Genomic DNA, 19327 nt, shown 5'->3' on the forward strand with positions numbered 1-19327 from the left:
CGCATGTGACGACCCGGTGAACAGTGGGCATGAAAAAGCCGCCCTGCGGCGGCTTTGATGGCGTTGCGTGACTTCGCTCACATGCCCGCGTAGTTCGGCCCGCCGCCGCCTTCGGGCGTGACCCAGACGATGTTCTGCGTCGGGTCCTTGATGTCGCAGGTCTTGCAGTGCACGCAGTTCTGCGCGTTGATCTGCAGGCGGTCCGAACCGTCTTCGCCCTTCACGAACTCGTACACGCCGGCCGGGCAGTAGCGGGCCTCGGGGCCGGCGTACTTGGCCAGGTTGATCCTCACGGGAACGCTGCTGTCCTTGAGCGTGAGGTGGGCCGGCTGGTGCTCTTCGTGGTTGGTGTTGCTCACGAACACGCTGCCCAGCTTGTCGAAGGTGAGCTTGCCGTCGGGCTTGGGGTAGGTGATCTTCGGGCACTCGGCCGCTGGCTTGAGGTAGAGGTGATCGGCCTTCTCGCGGTGCAGCGACCACGGCGGTGCCTTGAAGCCCAGGCGCGGCAGCAGCCAGTGCTCGATACCGACCATGAGGCCGCCGACGATGTTGCCGTACTTGAACCACGACTTGAAGTTGCGCGACGATTCCAGCTCCTGCCGCAACCAGCTCTTGTCGAACGCGACCGGGTAGGCCTTGAGCTCGTCGTGCTGGCGGCCGGCCTGCACCGCCTCGAAGGCGGCCTCTGCGCAGAGCATGCCGCTCTTGATCGCTGCGTGGCTGCCCTTGATGCGCGCGCCGTTGAGGTAGCCCGCGTCGCAACCCACCAGCGCGCCACCGGGGAACACGGTCTGCGGCAGGCTCATGATGCCGCCCGTGGTGATGGCGCGTGCGCCGTAGCTGATGCGCTTGCCGCCTTCGAGGAAAGCCCTGATGCGCGGGTGCGTCTTCCAGCGCTGCATCTCCTCGAACGGGCTGAGCCAGGGGTTGCTGTAGTTCAGGCCGGTGACCAGACCCAGTGTGACCTTGTTGTCCTCCAGGTGGTACATGAAGCCGCCACCATAGGTATCGTCCTTCATCGGCCAGCCGGCGGTGTGGATCACCAGGCCGGGCTTGTGCTTCGTCGGGTCGATCTCCCAGAGTTCCTTCACGCCAATGGCGTAGGCCTGCGGGTCCCTGCCTTCGTCGAGCTGGAACTTCGCAATCAGGCGCTTGCCCAGGTGGCCGCGCGAGCCTTCGGCGAAGACCGTGTACTTCGCGTGCAGCTCCATGCCGAGCTGGAAGCTGTCCGACGGCTCACCGTCCTTGCCCACGCCCAGGTTGCCGGTGGCCACGCCCTTGACCGAGCCGTCGTCGTTGTACAGCACCTCGGCGGCCGAGAAGCCGGGAAAGATCTCCACGCCCAGCGCCTCGGCCTGCTGGCCCAGCCACTTGACCACGTTGCCCAGGCCGACGACGTAGTTGCCTTCGTTGTGGAAGTTGTTGGGGATGAGGAACTTGGGTGTGTCCAGCGCGCCCTTCTCGGTCAGCCACAGCAGCTTGTCGTCGGTCACGGGCTGGTTCAGCGGCGCGCCGTCTTCCTTCCATTTCGGCAGCAGTTCGTTGAGGGCCTTCGGATCCATCACCGCGCCGCTGAGGATGTGCGCGCCGGGCTCCGAGCCTTTTTCCAGCACGCACACGCCGATCTCGACGCCCTTGTCCGCCGCCAGTTGCTTGAGGCGGATGGCGGTGGCCAGGCCGGCCGGGCCGCCACCGACCACGACCACGTCGTACTCCATGGCCTCGCGGGGTCCGTAGGTGCTGAGGATGTCTTCAGGCGTCATGTGCTGGGTCTCGCTCTGTCGGGCGGGGTGCCCGGGGATTTTCATGACGGCAGCGCGCGTGGGCCTGCCGGTGTCGTGGTCGTGACCGATTTTAGTGGTCCATGGCGCACAATCTGTCGCACAGGCTCGCGGCGCCCGAATGGCCCGCACAACCCATCACTTCAGAGGAGGCTCTCTCATGGCATACAGCCTGGACCTGTCGGGTCGCGTGGCCCTCGTCACCGGAGCATCCGGTGGCCTGGGTGAACAGTTCGCCAAGACGCTGGCACGCGCCGGCGCTGCCGTGGTGCTGGCCAGCCGGCGCACCGACCGGCTGATGGCGCTGCGCGCGCACATCGAGGCCGCTGGTGGCGACGCGCACGTGGTCGCCATGGATGTGACCGACCGCGCCTCGGTCAAGGCGGCCGTGGCGCACGCCGAGACCGAGGTTGGCGCGATCGACATCCTGGTCAACAACTCGGGCGTGAGCACCACGCAGCGCCTGCAGGACGTCACCGAGGAAGACTACGACTACATCTTCGACACCAACACCAAGGGCGCCTTCTTCGTGGCGCAAGAGGTGGGCCGGCGCATGCTGGCGCGTGCCAACGGCGCAGCGCCGGGCACCTATGTGGGCGGGCGCATCATCAACATCGCTTCCATGGCCGGGCTGAAGGTGCTTCCGCAGATCGGCGTGTACTGCATGAGCAAGGCCGCCGTGGTGCAGATGACCAAGGCCATGGCGGTGGAGTGGGGCCGTTTCGGCATCAACGTCAACGCCATCTGCCCGGGCTATATCGACACCGAGATCAACCACCACCACTGGCAGACCGAGCAGGGCAAGAAGCTCATCAACATGCTGCCGCGCAAACGCGTGGGCGTGCCGACCGACCTGGACGCGGTGCTGGTGATGCTGTGTTCTACCGAGAGCCACTTCATCAATGGCGCGGTGATTGCCGCCGACGACGGATTCGGTGCGTAGATGACGGCTGCGGTTGCGGGCCAGCCTTCGCGCTGGCCGCCGGGCATGGTCACCGGCATCCTCGCCGGGCTGGGGGCGGGGGCCTTCTGGGGAACGACCTTCGTCGCACCCCTGATGGCGCCAGGCTTCAGCTCGGTTGACCTCACGGTGGGGCGCTACCTGGCCTGTGGCCTGCTGTCCGTGCTGTTGCTGGCGTGGGCCGCGCTGCGCGGCGAGGCGCGCCGTCCCACGTTCGCGCAGATGGGCGCCGCGCTGTGGCTCAGCCTGCTGGGCTACACCGGCTACTACCTGCTGCTGGTGCTGGCCATCCAGGCCGCCGGCGCCGCGTTGCCGGTGCTCATCATCGGCACCATTCCCTTATGGATCATGTTGCTGGGCAAGCCGCACGGCCTGCGCTGGCGCGCGCTGGTGCCGGGCTTGTTGCTCACCGCGGCCGGCATGGCGCTGATGATGCAGGTCACCGCGCACGGCGCCGACGCCGGGGCTGGGTCGAACCTGTGGCTGGGTGTGCTGTATGCCTCGCTGGCGGCGGCCGCGTGGACCGCGTTCGGCTTGCTCAACGCGCGCTGGCTCGGCCGCCACCCCGAGGTGAACTCCACCGTGTGGGCCAACTGGCTGGGCGTGGCCGCCGGCGTGGGCGCCCTGGCGATCTGGGCCGTGGCCGGCAGCGACCTGGCCACCCTGGTGCAGCGCCCCGGTTTCGGCATGTTCGTGCTGGTCTGCGTGGTCACCGGCATCGGGGCTGCCTGGGTCGCCTCGGTGCTCTGGAACATGGCCAGCCGGCGCCTGAGCGCCAGCCTGGCCGGCCAGCTCATCGTGAGCGAGACCGTGTTCGGTCTGCTCTACACCTTCGCCTGGAGCGCGCAGTGGCCCGCGGCACTGCAGTGGGCGGCCTGTGCGCTGTTCGTTCTCGGCATCCTCGCGTCGATCAAGGCGCACCGCTGACCTCACCCGCAAACGCATGAAACTCGAACTGCCAGAACAGAAAAAACAGGTCTATCGCATGAGCATTCCCATCCGCTGGGGCGACATGGACGCGATGGGCCACGTGAACAACACGACCTACTTTCGCTACCTGGAGACGATCCGCATCGACTGGATGCATTCCATCGGTGGCGCGCCCGACCCGGTGGGCGAAGGGCCGGTGATCGTCAATGCCTTCTGCAACTTCTATACGCAGCTGGAATACCCGGGCGAGGTGATTGCCACCATGTACGTGAGCGATGTGGGTCGCACCAGTTTCGAGAGCTGGTGCACGCTGGCCCGCAGCGACGACCCCGACAAGGTGTACGCGGCCGGCGGCGCCACCACGGTGTGGGTGAACTTCCCGCTGAAGAAGTCGGCGCCCATTCCCGACTGGTTGCGCGCGCACCTGGGCTGAGCGCCGGTGTGTGTGCCACCGCACACACAAATGCTTGCACATGGGCGCCGGGCGCGTGCCTAGCATGGCCGCATGCGTTGCGCTCTCACTTCCCTTGCGGCCTGCATCGGTGTGTCCCTCGGCTTGTTGACCGCGTGCGGAGGTGGAGGCAGTTCCGGTGGCACGCCGTTGCCGAACGATCCCGATTTCGTTCCCACCACCGGCCCAATCGCCGTCACTGAACTGGCTACCGGACTGCCCAATCCCTGGAGCCTGGCCTTCCTGCCCGACGGGCGCATGCTGGTGACGGGACGCCTGGGAAGCCTGCGCCTGCATGCGGCGAATGGTGCCTTCCAGGGCAATATCAGCGGGCTGCCGGCGGCCGATTCCGGCGGGCAGGGCGGCCTGCTCGATGTCGTGGTCGATCCGGCCTTCGCCACGAACCGGCGCATCTACTTCAGTTTTTCGGAGCGGGACCCCGGCAACGCATCGCTCAACGGCACGGCGGTGGCGCGCGCCGAACTCGACACCGGCGCGCTCGCACTGGTGAACGTCCAGGTGATCTACCAGCAGCTGCCCAAGGTGGCGGGCAGCGGCCACTTCGGTTCGCGCCTGGCGTTCGACCGCGACGGCCATCTGTTCGTGACGCTGGGCGACCGCCAGAGCAACGACCAGCGCGTGTTCGCGCAGGACCTCAACCGCGGCAACGGCAAGGTGGCGCGCATCACCACCTCGGGCGCTCCCGCACCGGGCAACCCGGTCTTCGCCAGCGCGCAGCCCGGTATCTGGAGCTACGGCCACCGCAACCCGCAGGGCGCCGCGCTGCATCCGCTGACCGGTGAACTCTGGACCCACGAGCATGGCCCGCAAGGTGGTGACGAGGTCAACCTCACGCGGGCGGGCCGCAACTACGGCTGGCCGGTCATCAGCCACGGCCAGGAATACGGCACCACGACGCAGGTGGGTGAAGGCACGGCCAAGGCGGGCATGGAGCAGCCGGTGGCGTACTGGGAGACCATCGACGGCACGGTGTGGAACGGGGGGCAGAAGTCGTCCATCGCGCCCAGTGGCATGGCCTTCTTCACCGGGCCACAGCCTTCGCACTGGTATGGCAGCCTGTTCGTGGGCGCGCTGGCCGGTCAGGCGCTGTGGCGGCTGCAGCTCGACGGCACGCGCGTGGTGGGGCGGGAGCGCCTGCTTGCCGGGCGCAACGAGCGCATCCGCGATGTGCGACAAGGCCCTGACGGACGCCTGCACCTGCTTACCGACGGCAGCAGCGGCAAGCTGCTGCGCATCGGCGGCTGAAGACGACCGCTTACTGTTTGTTCTCCCGGGCGTTGGCCTTGTACTCGATGTCGTCGGCGTACAGGCGGCCGTCCTTGCGGTCGACGTCGACTTCCACGTAGTGCCCCTGGCGCAGGTCCTCGAAGCGCTTGTAGTCGTTCTCGTAGTCGGTCTTGTCCGTCACGTAGACGGTTTCGCTGTTGACGACGAAGGCCTTGGCCGTGAGGTCGATCGACTGGATGCGCCCCTTGAGGTCTTCGGCATGGACGGCACCCACGCCCAGTGCGAGCGAGGCGGCCAGAAGAAAAGCGCGTGTGACAGATGGGTTGATGTGCTTCGACATGGAGACTCCGGTTGTTGTGGTGTCTCCATTGAATCGTCGAACGGCGCGCGCGGCTGTCATTCTTTGTTGTCTTGCGGTATCGCCCCGTAAAGGCGCGATCGTCCTACAGACGGCGCGGCGCAGACCGCTCAGGCTGCGGGCTTGGCCCTGGGCACGCGACCCATCAGATAGAACTCGGGGTTGGGCTGCATGTTGCTGAAGCTGGCCATGCGGTTGGACAGGCCGAAGAACGCGGTGATGGCAGCGATGTCCCAGATGTCCTCGTCCGAGAAGCCGTGCGCATGCAAGGGCGGGAAGTCGTCGTCGCTGATCTCGTGCGAGCGCTGGCAGACCTTCATCGCGAAATCGAGCATGGCCTTCTGGCGCGGCGTGATGTCGGCCTTGCGGTGGTTCACCGCGACCTGGTCGGCCACCAGCGGCTTCTTCTCGTGGATGCGCAGGATCGCGCCGTGCGCCACCACGCAGTAGAGGCACTGGTTGGCCGCGCTGGTGGTGGTGACGATCATCTCGCGATCGCCCTTGCTCAGCGAGCCCTCCTCCTTGAGCATCAATGCATCGTGGTAGGCGAAGAACGCGCGCCACTCGGCGGGTCGGCGCGCCAGCGCGAGGAACACGTTGGGCACGAAGCCGGCCTTCTCCTGCACTTCGAGTACCTTGGTCTTGATGTCCTCGGGCAGGTCGTTGATGTCGGGGGCGGGGTAGCGGTTCATGCGGGTCTCCTGCGGGTGGTTTGTCTCGGGTGGGTCCATGGAATGTAGCGGCTATGCTGATGGCTTTTGCAAGGAGCCGCCGCATGAACCCCCCGCTCGCCGACAAGGACTTCGACAAGGGCCTCGCCACCCGCAAGCAGGTGATGGGCGAGGATTTCGTGGCGCAGGCCTTCGGCACGGCCACGCCATTCACCCAGCCCATGCAGCAGTACATCACGCGCAACGCCTGGGGCGATGTGTGGCAGCGCCCGGGGCTCGATCTGAAGACGCGCAGCCTGCTCACCGTGGCCATGCTCACCGCGCTGGGCAAGCAGCACGAGCTCAAGGGCCACGTGCGCGGCGCACTCAACAACGGCGCCACTGCGGAGGAAATCCAGGAGGTGTTGCTGCACGCCAGCATCTACTGCGGTGTGCCGACTGCGGTCGAAGCCTTCCGCACGGCTGCCACGGTGGTGGACGCACCCTCGGCCTGACCCCGTTTCCCCTTTCAAGGTTTCATCCATCCCCTTCTCCTGGAGCCACCTGCCATGAAAAAAAATGCCCCTGTTCCCGTGTTGACCCGCCGTCTGGCCGTTGCCCTGGGCGCCATGCTCTGCATGGGCCTGGCCCAGGCGCAGGACACCACCCGCATCCTGGTGGGCTTCCCGCCCGGGGGCGGTACCGACGCGATCGCGCGCATCCTGGGCGAACGCCTCAAGGACGAGCTCGGCCATGCGGTGGTGGTGGAGAACAAGCCCGGCGCGGGTGGTCAGCTCGCCGCGCAGGCGCTCAAGGCCGCCGCGCCCGACGGCCACACGCTGTTCCTCAGTCACGACCACAGCATCACCATCCTGCCGATGGTGATGAAGGCCCCCGGTTACGAGCCGGCAAAGGACTTTGTGCCGGTGGCCGGCTTTGCCACCTTCGTCAATGCCTTCGCCGTTTCCGGCGGCACGCCCGCGCAGTCATTCAAGGGCTACGTCGACGGCGTGAAGGCGGCCGGTGGCAAGGGTACGGTGGGCATTCCGGCGCCGGCCTCGGTACCGCAGTTCCTCGTGCAGGTGATCGCGAAGCAGAACGGCCTTGATCTCGTGGCCGCGCCGTACCGCGGCAGTGCGCCCATGATGGCCGACATGCTGGGCAACCAGATCCCGGCCGGCGTGGCCTCGATCCCCGACTTCATCGAAAACCACAAGGCCGGCAAGCTGCGCGTGGTGGCGGTGATGGGTTCACAGCGGCAGGCTTCGATGCCCGAGGTCCCCACGTTTGCCGAACTCGGACTCAAGGGTTTCGAGGACGTCCCCTACTACGGACTGTTCGCCCCGGCCGGTACGCCCCGGGCCACGCTGGACCGCATGGCGCAGGCGGTGCAGAAGGCGATTGCACAACCCGACGTGCGCGCGAAGCTCACGGCCATGGGCCTTACCGTCGGATTCATGAACGGTGAACAGCTTGGCGCACGTGAGCAGGCCTACCGCAAAGTGTGGGCGAAGATCATTCAGGACAGCGGCTTTCAGCCGCAGTGAGTCTCACAGGCGATCGGCCAGCCGCGCCAGTGCAGTGCGGCGGTGCACGCCGAGCTTGTCGAAAACGCGTTGCAGGTAGGTGCGCACGCTGGGCAGGCCCAGGCCCAGTTCGCGCGCGATCTCCTTGTCGGTCAGGCCTTGCCCCACACAGCGGGCCACGGCGGTTTCGCGCGGGCTCAGCTGCGCAATGGCGGCGTCGCTCACCGCGCTGTCGGGTCGGCGGACATCGCGCGCGCGGCGCAGCGCGGCCGCGAACGCGGGCTCGATAAACTGCAGCAGTGATCGCTCGTGGTCGGAAAACTCGCTTCCCGAACGTCCACGCCAGATACGCAGATCGCCCAGTGCCTGCGCGCCCTCGAAGGCATGGAGGTTGATGCCCCAGTGCAAACCGTCAACGGAGAGGAAGTCGTTGAAGAACTCGCAGCGCAGCAGCTCGTCGCGCGGCATCACCTCGCTCACCAACGTGGCGCACCGGCGTTGTTGCAGGCGAAAAGTGATCGGGTCACGGTACTGGTACCAAGCGTCATATCGGTGCAGGTTGGCCGGGTCCATGTTGATTGCCAGGCCGTGGTCGAAGCGGCCGGTGGCCTCATCCCACACGAAGGAGGCGAAATGGTCCGCGCGGAACAGGCGCAGCAACTTCCCGCCCAGGCGCGCACGGATGTCGTGCTCGTTCAAGTCCTGTGCGAGCAGTGCGAAACACGCGGCGAGCTGGCCTTGTTCGTTCGTGGTCAGGTGCATGTCGGCAGGCTAGCGGGCAGCTGCGGGGAGGTCAATCCGGAAAAAGGAGCGTGTAGCGGCTGACGCAAGTCGCGTGCCCGGGTCATGTCATCAATCTTCATGACAGACGAAGCTGTCGTGCACGTGCACAGTCCCTGCCATGTTCTTGCAGGAGTTGTTGCCATGCGTCATCTGTTTCTTTCATCCATGGCGGGTGCCTTTGTGTTGACCGGCTGTGCCAGCACGGGTGGTTCCGCGCCCGACCTCACCACCCTGACCGCAAGCGAGGCGGCCGCAGCGGTGTGCAGCGGGCGCGTGAGCAGCGAGGCTCTCACGCGCGCCTATCTGGCACGCGCCCAAGCCCGCGCCGCGCTCAACGCATTCGTCACGCTGGACGAGGCTGGCGCCCTCGCCGCGGCCCGCCAGGCCGATGCCCGCCACGCCAGCGGTGCCCCCTGCCTGCCCTTGCAAGGTGTGCCCATCGTGGTGAAGGACAACATCGAAGCTGCTGGCCTGCCGACCACCGCCGGCACCCCCGCGCTCAAGGGCTTCGTGCCCAAGGTGGATGCGCCCGTGCTGCAGAAGCTGCGCGCCGCCGGCGCCGTGGTGCTGGGAAAGACCAACATGCACGAGCTCGCCTTTGGCATCTCTGGCTTCAATCCCAACTACAACACGGGGCCGCAGCCCGGGGTGCGCAACGCCTATGACCCGTCAAGGATGGCGGGCGGCTCTTCCTCCGGCACGGCGGTGGCCATCGGTGCGCGCATGGCGCCCGCTGGCTTGGGCACCGACACGGGTGGATCGGTGCGCTTGCCCTGTGCGCTCAATGGCTGCGCATCGCTGCGGCCGACCATGGGGCGTTACGCGCAGACCGGCATTGCACCGATCTCGCACACGCGGGACACCGCCGGACCGATGGCGGTGTCCATGACCGATGTGGCCTTGCTGGATCGAGTGATCGCGGGGGGTGACGCGGTGGCCGCTGCAGACCTGCGTGGCGTGCGCCTGGGCCTTGCGCCCGATTTCATGGTCAATCTGGATGCCGATACCCGGAGCGCGTTCGACGCGGCGCTCGATCGACTGCGAGCGGCCGGCGTGACCGTTGTGCCCGTGACCATGCCCAGACTCATGCAGCTCAACGGCCTGGTGGGCTTTCCGGTGGCCTTGTACGAGGCGCACGATGACATGGTGCGCTACCTGCGCGAGCGAGGCACCGGCGTGAGCCTGGCTCAACTCGTCTCGGGCATCGCGAGCCCGGACGTGAAAGGCACCTACGAGGCGTTGGTGGTACCCCGCAAGCTGCCCGCGCCGCCGCCCGCCAATCTGGTGGACGCAGAGCCTGCCTACCGCGCCGCCCTGGCCACCCACCGTCCCGCGCTGGTCAGGCTGTACGCCGACACGTTTGCGCAGCACCGGCTCGACGCGCTGGTGTTTCCCACGGTGCCGCAGGTGGCTCCGGCCGCCGGTCCGCAGAGCAGCAGTCTTCAAACCTTCGGCCTGTTCATCCAGAACACCGATCCGGGCAGCAACGCGGGCCTGCCCGGCGTGCAGGTGCCCATCGGCCTGGGGGCTTCGAGCCGGTTGCCTGTGGGCATGGAGCTGGATGGTCCGGCCGGTAGCGACCGGCGGCTGCTTGCCCTGGGCATGGCGATCGAAGGCCTGCTCGGGCGTGTGCCTGCCGGACGCTGAGGGGGCGTCAACTCAGCCAGCCAGCAGGCGGTGCATCAGGTCTGGCGTGCTGTGGGCCTGGTACTTGCGCATCAGCCGCGCGCGGTAGATCTCCACGGTGCGGTGGCTGATGGCCAGCGCCTTGCCGATCTGCTTGCTGGTGAGGCCGTCCATGAGAAAAGCCGCGACCTCGCGCTCGCGCGGCGTGAGCTCGGCCTTCACGGTGCGGCGGGAACTCAGGTCCTCGAAGCTCCAGATGCCGGCCGCGTGGGGGGCTTCGCGGTTGAGCGCGCGGCCGGTCACGTGGCACCAGAAGGTCTCGCCTTGTGACGGCCCGCCCACGCGCTTCATGATGCGGTCGTCGGCATAGGTGCCGCCCCGGCCCAGCAGCGGCGCCATGCGCGCGCCGATGCGCTCGTATTCGTCCGCGCTCGGGTAGAGGATCTGGAAGCTCTGGCCCACCAGCTGGTCGCGCGTCGCGCCGAACATGTCGCACAGCACCTGGTTGCAGTCGACCATGGTGCGTTCGCGCGAAAGGGCCAGACCCACCGGGGCGAGATCGAAGGCGAGTCGGTAGTCGATGTCCATGCGGGTCGTGTCCTCGTCGGCACGTTCCTCGGGTTAGGCTTTACGAAATACTACGTATGTCTTTACGTAGTATCGTAGCGGCTTGCACGGTTCAACCCAGGAGACACCGACGTGAACAAGATTTATCCGGACGCGGCCGCCGCGCTCAAAGGCATCGTGGCGGACGGCCAGCTGCTCGCCGTGGGGGGCTTCGGCCTCTGCGGCATTCCCGAGGCCCTGATCGATGCGCTGCGCGACAGCGGTGCGAAGAACCTCACCGTCATCTCCAACAACGCCGGTGTCGACGGTTTCGGCCTGGGCAAGCTGCTGGAGACGCGCCAGATCAGCAAGATGATCTCCAGCTATGTGGGCGAGAACAAGGAGTTCGAGCGCCAGTATCTGGCTGGTGAACTGCAGCTGGAATTCACGCCGCAGGGCACGCTGGCCGAGAAGCTGCGCGCCGGTGGCGCGGGCATCCCGGCCTTTTTTACCAAGACCGGCGTGGGCACCCTGGTGGCCGAAGGCAAGGAGCTGCGCGAGTTCGACGGCGAGACCTATGTGATGGAGCGTGGCCTCGTGCCGGATGTGTCGCTGGTCAAGGCGCACCGCGCCGACAAGTCAGGCAATCTGCAGTTCCGCCTGACCGCGCGCAACTTCAACCCGGCCGCGGCCATGGCCGGCAAGATCTGCGTGGTCGAGGTCGAGGAGATCGTGGAGACCGGCGAGATGGTGCCCGACGAGGTGCACCTGCCCGGCATCTATGTGCACCGCATCGTGCACAACCCGAACCCCGAGAAGCGCATCGAGAAGCGCACCATCACCGAATCCAAATAACCTTGCGGGACAGACCTTCTGCTCTGTCCCCAACTGAACGGAGAGACTGACATGCCCTGGAACCAAGACCAGATGGCCGCGCGCGCGGCCCAGGAACTCGAAGACGGCTTCTACGTCAACCTCGGCATCGGCATCCCGACGCTGGTGGCCAACCACACGGGCAACAAGGAGGTGTGGCTGCAGAGCGAGAACGGCATGCTCGGCATCGGCCCGTTCCCGACCGAGGACGAAGTGGACGCCGACCTGATCAACGCCGGCAAGCAGACCGTGACCACGCTGCCGGGCTCCAGCATCTTCGGCAGCCACGACAGCTTCGCCATGATCCGTGGCGGCAAGATCAACCTGTCCATCCTCGGCGCCATGCAGGTGAGCGAGAAGGGCGACCTGGCCAACTGGATGATCCCGGGCAAGATGGTCAAGGGCATGGGCGGCGCGATGGACCTCGTCGCCGGCGTCAAGCGCGTGATCATCCTCATGGAGCACGTGGCGAAGAAGAAGGACGGCACCGAGGACCTGAAGATCCTGCCGGCCTGCACCCTGCCGCTGACCGGCGTGGGCGTGGTCGACCGCATCATCACCGACCTGGGCGTGATGGACGTGACGCCGCAGGGTCTCAAGCTGGTGGAGATGGCCCCGGGCGTGACGCGCGAGTTCATCCAGTCCAAGACCGGCGTCACGCTGATCTGACCCGCTAGAATCCCGTCCGCGCAACGCCCGCTTCCGCGGGCGTTTTCTTTTTCCGCCGAGACCCCCTTGGAAGCCTTCCTCCTGTCCACCGGCATCGTTGCCCTTGCCGAAATGGGCGACAAGACGCAACTGCTGTCGCTCGTGCTCGCCGCCCGTTTCAAGCGTCCCTGGCCCATCGTCTGGGGCATCCTGGTGGCCACTTTGCTCAACCACGCGCTGGCCGGCGCCGCAGGCGCCTGGATCATGGCGGCGGTCGGTCCGGACGTGATGCGCTGGGTGCTCGGCGTGTCGTTCATCGCCATGGCCGTATGGATGCTGATCCCGGACAAGCTCGACGAAGGCGATGCGATGCCCCGGCGCCAGATGGGCGTGTTCATCGCCACCACCTGGGCCTTCTTCCTCGCCGAGATGGGTGACAAGACGCAGATCGCCACCGTGGCGCTGGGTGCGCAGTACGAGCCGCTGGTGGCGGTGGTGCTCGGCACCACCTTCGGCATGATGCTGGCCAACGCGCCGGTGGTGTTCTTCGGTGATGCGATCACGCGCCGGGTGCCGATCAAGGTCGTGCACATCGTGGCCGCGCTGATCTTCGCCGCGCTGGGTGTGCTGGCCCTGCTGGGCGTGGGCGCATCGCTGGGCGTCTGATCAGGCGGGTGTACCCACCACACCTTCGTCGACCAGGGCGTCGATCTCCGCGTCCGTCAGCCCGAACCCTTGCAGCACCTCCCGGGTGTGCTGGCCCAGCAGCGGCGCGGGCGCATCGGTCTGCGTGGGCGTGGCCGAGAAGTGGATCGGGCAGCCGATGGCGTGCGTGGTACCGGCCTGCGGGTGCTGCAGCTCCACCACCATGCCGCGCGCCCGCGTCTGCGGGTGGCTCAGCGCCTCGCCGATGGTGTGCACCGGTCCGGCCGGCACCCCGGCGGCATCGAAACCGGCCTGCCACTCGGCGCGCGTGCGCTGGCGCACCACCGCATTCATGAGGGCCACCAGCTCGTCGAGGTGGGCCATGCGGTCGCTGTTGGTAGCGAAGCGCGCGTCGCCGCGCCATTCGGGGTGGCCCAGCACCTCGCAGATGCGCTCCCAGTTGGCCTGGTTGGCGCCGCCGATGTTGATCCAGCCGTCGCTGGCCTCGAACGCCTGGTAGGGCGCGGTGAGGATGTGCGCCGAGCCCGTGGGTCGGGGCGACTGTTGCGTGGCGAACCACACCGCCGCATGCCAGTAGGTCTGCTGCAGCGCGGCGTCGGCCAGCGAGGTGTCCACCACCTGGCCCTGGCCGGTCTTGAGCCGGTGGATGTAGGCCGCCAGGATGCCCACCGCCGCGAGGATGCCGGCGTTCATGTCCGACACCGCACTGCCGCTCTTGGCCGGTGGCCGGCCCGGCTCGCCGGTGATGGACATCAGGCCGGCAAAACCTTGTGCGATGAGATCGAAGCCACCCTTGTCCGCGTAAGGCCCGGTGTGGCCGTAGCCGGTGATGGCGCAGTAGATGAGGGCGGGGTTGATCGCCTGCAGCACCCCGGGTCCGAGGCCGAGCTTGTCCATGGTGCCGCCACGGAAGTTCTCCACCAGCACGTCGGCGTCGCGCACCATGCGCTTGAGCAGCTCGCGGCCCGCGGGGTTCTTGAGGTTCAGTGCCAGCCCGCGCTTGTTGCGGTTCATCATCATGAACGGGGCGGAGACGCCACCGACCTGCGGGTCGCGGTAGCCCCGCGCATCGTCACCGCCGGGCAGCTTCTCGATCTTGATCACGTCCGCGCCCATGTCGGCCAGCAGCAGGCCGCAGGTCGGGCCCGACATGATCTGGGTGATCTCGAGCACGCGGATGCCCGCAAGCGGGCCAGTGCGCGCGGGCCGGTCCATGCTCACCGGCCTTTCCAGACCGGGGCGCGTTTCTCGACGAAGGCGCGCACGCCTTCGCGGAAGTCGTCGCTGCCGTACACGGCGCGGATGAGGTCCTCGCCTTCGGGCAGTTCGTGCACCGCCAGGCGCTGCAGCGCGGCCTTGCTCACGCGCTGCGTGACAGGCGCGAGCGCGGCCAGCCGTTGCGCCAGCGCCAGGCCTTCATCGCCGAGTGCGTCGGGCACCACCAGCGCGTGCAGGTAGCCACAGTCCAGCGCCTCGTCGGCGCCCACCATATCGGCCAGCAGCAGCATGCGCCTGACGCGTTCATGGCCCCAGGCCGCGCGCAGCCGCGCGATGTTGGCGATCGACAGGCCATTGCCCAGCGTGCGTGCGATCGGCACACCGAATTTCGAGCCCGGCGTGGCCAGGCGGAAGTCGCAGGCGGTGGCGATCGCCAGGCCGCCGCCCACGGCCCAACCCTCGACAAGGGCGATGGTGGGCATGGGCAGACTCGCCAGCTGCGTGATGCCGGCATCGATCTGGCGCTCGTAGGCGATGCCGTCCTCGCCGTCGCGGAAGTCCGCAAACTGTGCAATGTCGGTTCCGGCCACGAAAGCCTGGCCGCCCGCACCGCGCAACAGCACCGCGCGCACCGTGGCGTCGCTGGCGAGCCGTTCGCAGGCCTCGGCCAGTTGCTGGTACATGGCCCAGGTCATGGCGTTGCGCGCGGCAGGGCGGTCGAACACCACCGTGGCAATGCCGCCATCGATGTACAGCGCGACCCGACCGCCGTCGTCGTCGGTGCTCATCGGTAGAACACCTCCACCAGGAACATCGGCACCGCGGGCACGTAGGTCACCAGCATCAGCAGCGCCACGAGCACGCCGATGAAGGGCAGGTTCACCCGGGTCACCTTCCACATGTCGGCCTTGGCGATGGAGCAGGCCGTGGCCAGCACGCTGGCCACCGGCGGCGTCTGCTGGCCGATGCCCAGGTTGAGCGTGACGATCAGGCCGAAATGCACCGGGTCGATGCCCACGGCATTGACCAGTGGCATCACGATGGGCACGACCAGGATGATGGCCGCGGCCGAGTGCAGGAACAGCCCCGCCAGCAGGAAGAACACGTTGAGGATGGCCAGCACCGCCCACTTGTTGTCGGTGAGCGAGGCGATCCAGCTCGCCAGTTGCTGCGGCATCTGCTGCTCGGTCAGCAGGTGGCCGAGCAGGGCGGACGCGGCCACCAGCAGCATCACCACCGCGGTCTGCACGCTGCCTTCGACCATCGAGTCCATCAGGTGCCGCAGATTGAGCTCGCGGTAGATCACGGCGCCGATGAACAGCGCGGCCACCACCGCCAGTGCCGCGCCTTCGGTGGCCGTGACCACGCCGCCGAAGATGCCGCCCAGGATGATCAGTGGCAGCAGAAAGGCCCAGGCCGCGTCCTTGAAGGTGGCGCGCACGCGCTGCCAGCTGAACACCTCTTCCACCGGGTAGTTGTAGCGCTTGGCGTACCAGTAGGCCAGCGCCATCATGCCGCCGCCGCCGAGGATGCCGGGCACGATGCCGGCCACGAACAGCTGTACCACCGAGGTCTCGGCCATCACCGCGTAAAGGATCATCGGGATCGAGGGCGGGATGATGATGGCCAGCGTGGCCGAGGAGGAGGTGACCGCGGCGGCGAACTCCTTGGGGTAGCCCTTCTTCTTCATTGCAGGCACCAGGATGGAGCCCATGGCCGCCACGTCGGCCACGGCCGAGCCCGAGATCTCTGCGAAGAACAGCGAGGTACCGATGTTGACCATCGCCAGCCCGCCCTTGATGAAGCCGAACAGCGCCGAAGCGAAGGCGATCAGGCGGCGCGAAAGGCTGGACGAGTTCATGATCGCGCCGGCCAGCACGAACAGCGGAATCGCCAGCAGCGGGAAGCTTGTGGCGCCACTGAACATGGTGATGGCCGCACTCAGCAGCGAGTCGAGGCCACCGAACCACACCATGGCCACCATGGCCACCGAGCCCAGAGCGATGGCGATCGGCACATTGATCAGGATCAGGGCCACCAGGCCCAGGAACATCAGCAGGGCCATCATGATTGCATTGCCTTTTCAATCTCGCGTTGCATTTCCTGCCTCTCGGCGTCGATCACGCCGTCGCCACGTGCCTGGCGCAGCAGCTCGGGCAGCGTGAGCAGTTGCGCGACGATGAAGATCAGCGAGCCGACCGGGATCACCGATTGCGTGAGCCGCGTGGGCACCCAGGGCAGGCTCACCATGGCGTCGCCCTCGAGGATCACCAGCACCTGGAAACCGTACCAGCCCAGCAGCGCGAAGAAGAGGATCACGATGCCCTCGCCCAGCAGCACCAGCGGCACGCGCAGCGCCGGCCGCATGGCGTTGACCAGGCCCGGGAAACCGATGTGCGCGCGCTTGAGCGCGGCCAGACCGGCACCGTAGTAGGTCAGCCAGGCCAGCGCGATCGAGGCTACCTCGTCGTACCAGACCATGGGAATGCCGAGCTTGCGGTAGACCACGCCCATGAGGACGATGACCGCCAGCGAACCGAGCAGGAGGACGACGAAGGCGGTGAGCGCGCGTTCGAACGCGAGTCTGAGAGAGTGCAGCAAGATGGGCCCCGGGTGCAACGAAGGAATGTGGACCCGGCCCGCCTCGTGGCGGAGCCGGACCGTGGCTCAGACGATCAGAACTTCGCGCCGAGCTCGACCGCCGTGTCGACCAGCTTGGAGCCCTCGGGGACTTCCTTGCCGAATTCGCCATACACCGCCTTGCTGGCCGCGATGAAGGCGTTCTTGTCGGGGTCGTTCACCTGCACGCCAGCGGCCTTGATCTTGTCGACCAGTTCCTTGTCCAGCTCGGCAGCGGTCTTGTAGACGTAGGGTTGCACGTCCTTGGCAGCTTTCTCCAGGATGGCGCGCACGTCCGCGGGCAGCGTGCCGAACTTGCGCGAGCCCGCCGTGAGGTAGGCCGGCGTATACACATGCCCGGTCATCGAGAGGTACTTCTGCACCTCCTGGAACTTGGACGAGTAGATCTGCGTGAGCGGGTTCTCCTGCCCATCCATCACGCCGGTCTGCAACGCCACGAACACCTCCGACAGCGCCATCGGCGACGGGTTGGCGCCGTAGGCCTGGAACATCTTCACCCGCCACACGCCCTGTGGCACGCGCAGCTTCATGCCCTTGAGATCTTCGGGCTTGACGATGGGGCGCACGTTGTTGGTGACGTTGCGGAAGCCGTTTTCCCACACGCCCAGGATCTTGTAGCCCTTCTCGTCGGCCATGGGTGCCAGCGAAGGCCAGACCACGGCCTGCTCGATGGCCTTCATGTGCTCGCGGTTCTTCACCAGGTAGGGCATCTCGAACATGCCGAAGGCCGGCACGGTGGACGACATCACGGTGGAGGGCAGGGCGAGTTCCAGCGTGCCCAGGCGCAGCTTCTGCATCATCTCGGCGTCGCCACCGAGCTGGCTGGAGCCGAACACCACTACCTTGGCCTTGGTGCCCAGGCGCTCGTTGGCCACGCGCGCGAACTCGTTGGCCGAACGCTCGAACAGCGAGCCGGGGCCGCCGACGTGACCGAGCTTGATCTCCATCTGCGCATGCGCCGCGGTGGCGCCCAGCAAGGACGTGGCGCCCAGCAGCACGGCGGCGGCCACCTTGCGCAGGGGGCCGTTGAAGGCCGGGAACTTGAAGGTCTGTGTCGGCATGTCTGTCTCCTTGTCGTTGATGTCCGCTGAAAAGATTGCCTCGCCCACGGACGACACGAGGCAGAAGAACACGAAGGCGCTCAGGCCATGAGCAGGCCGCCCGGGTGGCGGCTGAAGTGGTCCGTGATGGCCGCCACGCCCGAGCCGGCGAGCTTCACGCCCGCGAGCTGCAGGCCCATCTCGCAGCCGGCGACGGTGGCCACCAGCGTGAGGTCGTTGCTGTCGCCCAGGTGGCCGATGCGGAACATGCGGCCCTTGACCTTGCCCAGGCCGGTGCCCAGCGAGCAGTCGAAGCGTTCGTAGATGATCTTGCGCACCGCGTCGGCGTCCACGCCCTCGGGCGTCATCACGCCGGTGAGGATGGGCGAGTACACGGCCGGGTCGGCACACTGGATCGGCAGGCCCCAGGCGTTCACGGCGGCGCGCACGCCAGCGGCCCAGCGCTGGTGGCGCGCGAACACGCGCTCCAGTCCCTCGGCCTGCAGCATGTCGCAGGCTTCGCTCAGGCCGTAGAGCAGGTTGGTGTTGGGGGTGGAGGGCCAGTAGCCGTTGCGGTTCATCTCCAGCATCTCGCCCCAGCCCCAGTAGCTGCGCGGCGTCCGGCAGGCCTTGCTGGCCTCGATGGCCTTGGGCGAGAGCGCGTTGAAGCTGATGCCCGGCGGCAGCATCAGGCCCTTCTGCGAGCCGCTGATGGACACGTCGATGCCCCAGGCGTCGTGCTGGTATTCGGCGCCGGCCAGGCCGGAGATGGTGTCCACCAGCAGCAGGGCCGGGTGCTTTGCCGCGTCGATCGCGCGGCGCACCGCGGCGATGTCGCTGGTGACTCCGGTGGAGGTTTCGTTGTGCACCACGCAGACCGCCTTGATGCCGTGCCCCGCATCGGCCTTGAGGCGCTGCTCGATCAGGTCGGCCTGCACGCCGTGGCGCCAGCCCTCCGCGCCCGGCAGGCTCAGCACCTCCGCCTTGAGGCCGAGCTGGGTGGCCAGGCGGTGCCAGAGAAAGGCGAAGTGGCCGGTTTCGTACATGAGCACGTGGTCGCCAGTGTTGAGCGTGTTCACCAGCGCCGCTTCCCAGGCGCCGGTGCCCGAGGCCGGGTAGATCATGACCGGGTGCTGCGTCTTGAATATCTGCTGCATGTCGGCCAGCACCTTCAGTCCCAGGCGGCCGAACTCGGGGCCGCGGTGGTCGATGGTCGGCAGGCTCATCGCCCGCAGGATGCGGTCGGGCACCGGGGAGGGGCCCGGGATCTGCAGGAAGTGGCGCCCGGTCGGGTGGGAGTCGGTGATCAACATGCGCGGAAACCTTTCTGAATGCGGTTCATTTTTTGTATTCAAAATACAAGTGTCAAGGGTAATCACCCC

At 67.1% G+C, this 19327-nt stretch carries 21 protein-coding genes; 10 read left to right on the plus strand and 11 right to left on the minus strand.

Annotated elements, in window-relative coordinates; translation table 11 throughout:
- Window positions 1–77: 77 nt before the first annotated feature.
- On the minus strand, window positions 78–1763 hold the full coding sequence (locus tag K5880_RS05815; RefSeq protein ID WP_297649736.1) for an electron transfer flavoprotein-ubiquinone oxidoreductase: 1686 nt from the start codon (window positions 1761–1763) through the stop codon (window positions 78–80).
- 178 nt (window positions 1764–1941) lie between these two features.
- On the opposite strand from K5880_RS05815, the gene K5880_RS05820 reads away from it, so the two are divergent.
- The 4 genes from K5880_RS05820 (at window position 1942) to K5880_RS05835 (ending at window position 5389) form a co-directional block, all read left to right on the plus strand.
- Window positions 1942–2724, plus strand: a complete 783-nt coding sequence (locus tag K5880_RS05820; protein ID WP_297649738.1) for an SDR family oxidoreductase — start codon at window positions 1942–1944, stop codon at window positions 2722–2724.
- A 45-nt stretch (window positions 2725–2769) separates the two neighbouring features.
- Window positions 2770–3669: a DMT family transporter gene (locus tag K5880_RS05825; protein ID WP_366882566.1), complete on the plus strand. Its 900-nt coding sequence runs from the start codon at window positions 2770–2772 to the stop codon at window positions 3667–3669.
- A 16-nt stretch (window positions 3670–3685) separates the two neighbouring features.
- On the plus strand, window positions 3686–4105 hold the full coding sequence (locus tag K5880_RS05830; RefSeq protein ID WP_297649742.1) for an acyl-CoA thioesterase: 420 nt from the start codon (window positions 3686–3688) through the stop codon (window positions 4103–4105).
- 168 nt (window positions 4106–4273) lie between these two features.
- On the plus strand, window positions 4274–5389 hold the full coding sequence (locus tag K5880_RS05835) for a PQQ-dependent sugar dehydrogenase (RefSeq protein ID WP_297649744.1): 1116 nt from the start codon (window positions 4274–4276) through the stop codon (window positions 5387–5389).
- A gap of 10 nt (window positions 5390–5399) precedes the next feature.
- Here the strand turns inward: K5880_RS05835 and K5880_RS05840 are convergent, their stop codons facing one another.
- Together K5880_RS05840 and K5880_RS05845 are read right to left on the minus strand one after the other, a co-directional pair.
- Complete coding sequence (locus K5880_RS05840; protein WP_297649745.1) at window positions 5400–5711, minus strand: DUF5666 domain-containing protein; 312 nt, start codon at window positions 5709–5711, stop codon at window positions 5400–5402.
- 128 nt (window positions 5712–5839) lie between these two features.
- Window positions 5840–6421 (minus strand): peroxidase-related enzyme, encoded by a 582-nt coding sequence (locus K5880_RS05845; protein WP_297649748.1) that lies wholly within the window; start codon window positions 6419–6421, stop codon window positions 5840–5842.
- Between the two features lie 83 nt (window positions 6422–6504).
- Between K5880_RS05845 and K5880_RS05850 the strand changes: the two genes are divergently transcribed.
- On the plus strand, window positions 6505–6894 hold the full coding sequence (locus tag K5880_RS05850) for a carboxymuconolactone decarboxylase family protein (protein WP_297649749.1): 390 nt from the start codon (window positions 6505–6507) through the stop codon (window positions 6892–6894).
- A gap of 114 nt (window positions 6895–7008) precedes the next feature.
- A complete protein-coding gene (locus K5880_RS05855; protein ID WP_297649804.1) occupies window positions 7009–7926 on the plus strand; it encodes a Bug family tripartite tricarboxylate transporter substrate binding protein in 918 nt (305 codons plus the stop codon).
- 3 nt (window positions 7927–7929) lie between these two features.
- On the opposite strand, the gene K5880_RS05860 is transcribed toward K5880_RS05855, so the two are convergent.
- Entirely contained in the window at window positions 7930–8667 is a 738-nt protein-coding gene (locus K5880_RS05860; RefSeq protein WP_297649751.1) for a LuxR C-terminal-related transcriptional regulator, read from the minus strand.
- 186 nt (window positions 8668–8853) lie between these two features.
- On the opposite strand from K5880_RS05860, the gene iaaH reads away from it, so the two are divergent.
- Entirely contained in the window at window positions 8854–10335 is a 1482-nt protein-coding gene (iaaH, locus tag K5880_RS05865) for an indoleacetamide hydrolase (RefSeq protein WP_297649805.1), read from the plus strand.
- A 12-nt stretch (window positions 10336–10347) separates the two neighbouring features.
- Here iaaH and K5880_RS05870 read toward each other — a convergent pair whose 3' ends face one another.
- Window positions 10348–10902, minus strand: a complete 555-nt coding sequence (locus tag K5880_RS05870) for a LuxR C-terminal-related transcriptional regulator (protein WP_297649753.1) — start codon at window positions 10900–10902, stop codon at window positions 10348–10350.
- Between the two features lie 111 nt (window positions 10903–11013).
- Here K5880_RS05870 and K5880_RS05875 point away from each other — a divergent pair, with 111 nt between their 5' ends.
- The 3 genes from K5880_RS05875 (at window position 11014) to K5880_RS05885 (ending at window position 13047) form a co-directional block, all read left to right on the plus strand.
- Window positions 11014–11715: a CoA transferase subunit A gene (locus K5880_RS05875; RefSeq protein WP_297649755.1), complete on the plus strand. Its 702-nt coding sequence runs from the start codon at window positions 11014–11016 to the stop codon at window positions 11713–11715.
- A 51-nt stretch (window positions 11716–11766) separates the two neighbouring features.
- Window positions 11767–12402: a 3-oxoacid CoA-transferase subunit B gene (locus K5880_RS05880; RefSeq protein WP_297649757.1), complete on the plus strand. Its 636-nt coding sequence runs from the start codon at window positions 11767–11769 to the stop codon at window positions 12400–12402.
- 66 nt (window positions 12403–12468) lie between these two features.
- Window positions 12469–13047: a TMEM165/GDT1 family protein gene (locus tag K5880_RS05885; RefSeq protein WP_297649759.1), complete on the plus strand. Its 579-nt coding sequence runs from the start codon at window positions 12469–12471 to the stop codon at window positions 13045–13047.
- Here the strand turns inward: K5880_RS05885 and K5880_RS05890 are convergent, their stop codons facing one another.
- The 6 genes from K5880_RS05890 to K5880_RS05915 form a co-directional block, all read right to left on the minus strand.
- Window positions 13048–14262 (minus strand): CoA transferase, encoded by a 1215-nt coding sequence (locus K5880_RS05890; protein WP_297649762.1) that lies wholly within the window; start codon window positions 14260–14262, stop codon window positions 13048–13050.
- Between the two features lie 2 nt (window positions 14263–14264).
- Window positions 14265–15053, minus strand: a complete 789-nt coding sequence (locus K5880_RS05895) for an enoyl-CoA hydratase/isomerase family protein (RefSeq protein ID WP_297649764.1) — start codon at window positions 15051–15053, stop codon at window positions 14265–14267.
- Entirely contained in the window at window positions 15050–16333 is a 1284-nt protein-coding gene (locus K5880_RS05900; RefSeq protein ID WP_297649766.1) for a TRAP transporter large permease, read from the minus strand. Before K5880_RS05900 ends, K5880_RS05895 begins: the two co-directional genes overlap by 4 nt.
- The gene (locus K5880_RS05905) at window positions 16330–16866 is read right to left on the minus strand and encodes a TRAP transporter small permease (protein ID WP_297649768.1); all 537 of its coding nucleotides are present in this window, start codon (window positions 16864–16866) and stop codon (window positions 16330–16332) included. Before K5880_RS05905 ends, K5880_RS05900 begins: the two co-directional genes overlap by 4 nt.
- Window positions 16867–16940: 74 nt before the next feature.
- Entirely contained in the window at window positions 16941–17966 is a 1026-nt protein-coding gene (locus tag K5880_RS05910) for a TRAP transporter substrate-binding protein (protein ID WP_297649770.1), read from the minus strand.
- Window positions 17967–18046: 80 nt separating this feature from the next.
- Window positions 18047–19258 (minus strand): aminotransferase class V-fold PLP-dependent enzyme, encoded by a 1212-nt coding sequence (locus K5880_RS05915; RefSeq protein ID WP_297649772.1) that lies wholly within the window; start codon window positions 19256–19258, stop codon window positions 18047–18049.
- Between the last annotated feature and the right edge of the window lie 69 nt (window positions 19259–19327).

This window comes from Hydrogenophaga sp., assembly GCF_025699295.1.
Taxonomy (GTDB): Bacteria; Pseudomonadota; Gammaproteobacteria; order Burkholderiales; family Burkholderiaceae_C; genus Hydrogenophaga.

Coding starts and splice junctions, on each gene's coding strand:
- K5880_RS05910 (WP_297649770.1), bottom strand. CDS start 17,966: ATGCCGACACAGACCTTCAAGTTCCCGGCCTTCAACGGCCCCCTGCGC.
- K5880_RS05860 (WP_297649751.1), bottom strand. CDS start 8,667: ATGCACCTGACCACGAACGAACAAGGCCAGCTCGCCGCGTGTTTCGCA.
- K5880_RS05855 (WP_297649804.1), top strand. CDS start 7,009: ATGCTCTGCATGGGCCTGGCCCAGGCGCAGGACACCACCCGCATCCTG.
- K5880_RS05915 (WP_297649772.1), bottom strand. CDS start 19,258: ATGTTGATCACCGACTCCCACCCGACCGGGCGCCACTTCCTGCAGATC.
- K5880_RS05840 (WP_297649745.1), bottom strand. CDS start 5,711: ATGTCGAAGCACATCAACCCATCTGTCACACGCGCTTTTCTTCTGGCC.
- K5880_RS05845 (WP_297649748.1), bottom strand. CDS start 6,421: ATGAACCGCTACCCCGCCCCCGACATCAACGACCTGCCCGAGGACATC.
- K5880_RS05870 (WP_297649753.1), bottom strand. CDS start 10,902: ATGGACATCGACTACCGACTCGCCTTCGATCTCGCCCCGGTGGGTCTG.
- iaaH (WP_297649805.1), top strand. CDS start 8,854: ATGGCGGGTGCCTTTGTGTTGACCGGCTGTGCCAGCACGGGTGGTTCC.
- K5880_RS05880 (WP_297649757.1), top strand. CDS start 11,767: ATGCCCTGGAACCAAGACCAGATGGCCGCGCGCGCGGCCCAGGAACTC.
- K5880_RS05830 (WP_297649742.1), top strand. CDS start 3,686: ATGAAACTCGAACTGCCAGAACAGAAAAAACAGGTCTATCGCATGAGC.
- K5880_RS05850 (WP_297649749.1), top strand. CDS start 6,505: ATGAACCCCCCGCTCGCCGACAAGGACTTCGACAAGGGCCTCGCCACC.
- K5880_RS05815 (WP_297649736.1), bottom strand. CDS start 1,763: ATGACGCCTGAAGACATCCTCAGCACCTACGGACCCCGCGAGGCCATG.
- K5880_RS05890 (WP_297649762.1), bottom strand. CDS start 14,262: ATGGACCGGCCCGCGCGCACTGGCCCGCTTGCGGGCATCCGCGTGCTC.
- K5880_RS05825 (WP_366882566.1), top strand. CDS start 2,770: ATGGTCACCGGCATCCTCGCCGGGCTGGGGGCGGGGGCCTTCTGGGGA.
- K5880_RS05895 (WP_297649764.1), bottom strand. CDS start 15,053: ATGAGCACCGACGACGACGGCGGTCGGGTCGCGCTGTACATCGATGGC.
- K5880_RS05900 (WP_297649766.1), bottom strand. CDS start 16,333: ATGATGGCCCTGCTGATGTTCCTGGGCCTGGTGGCCCTGATCCTGATC.
- K5880_RS05820 (WP_297649738.1), top strand. CDS start 1,942: ATGGCATACAGCCTGGACCTGTCGGGTCGCGTGGCCCTCGTCACCGGA.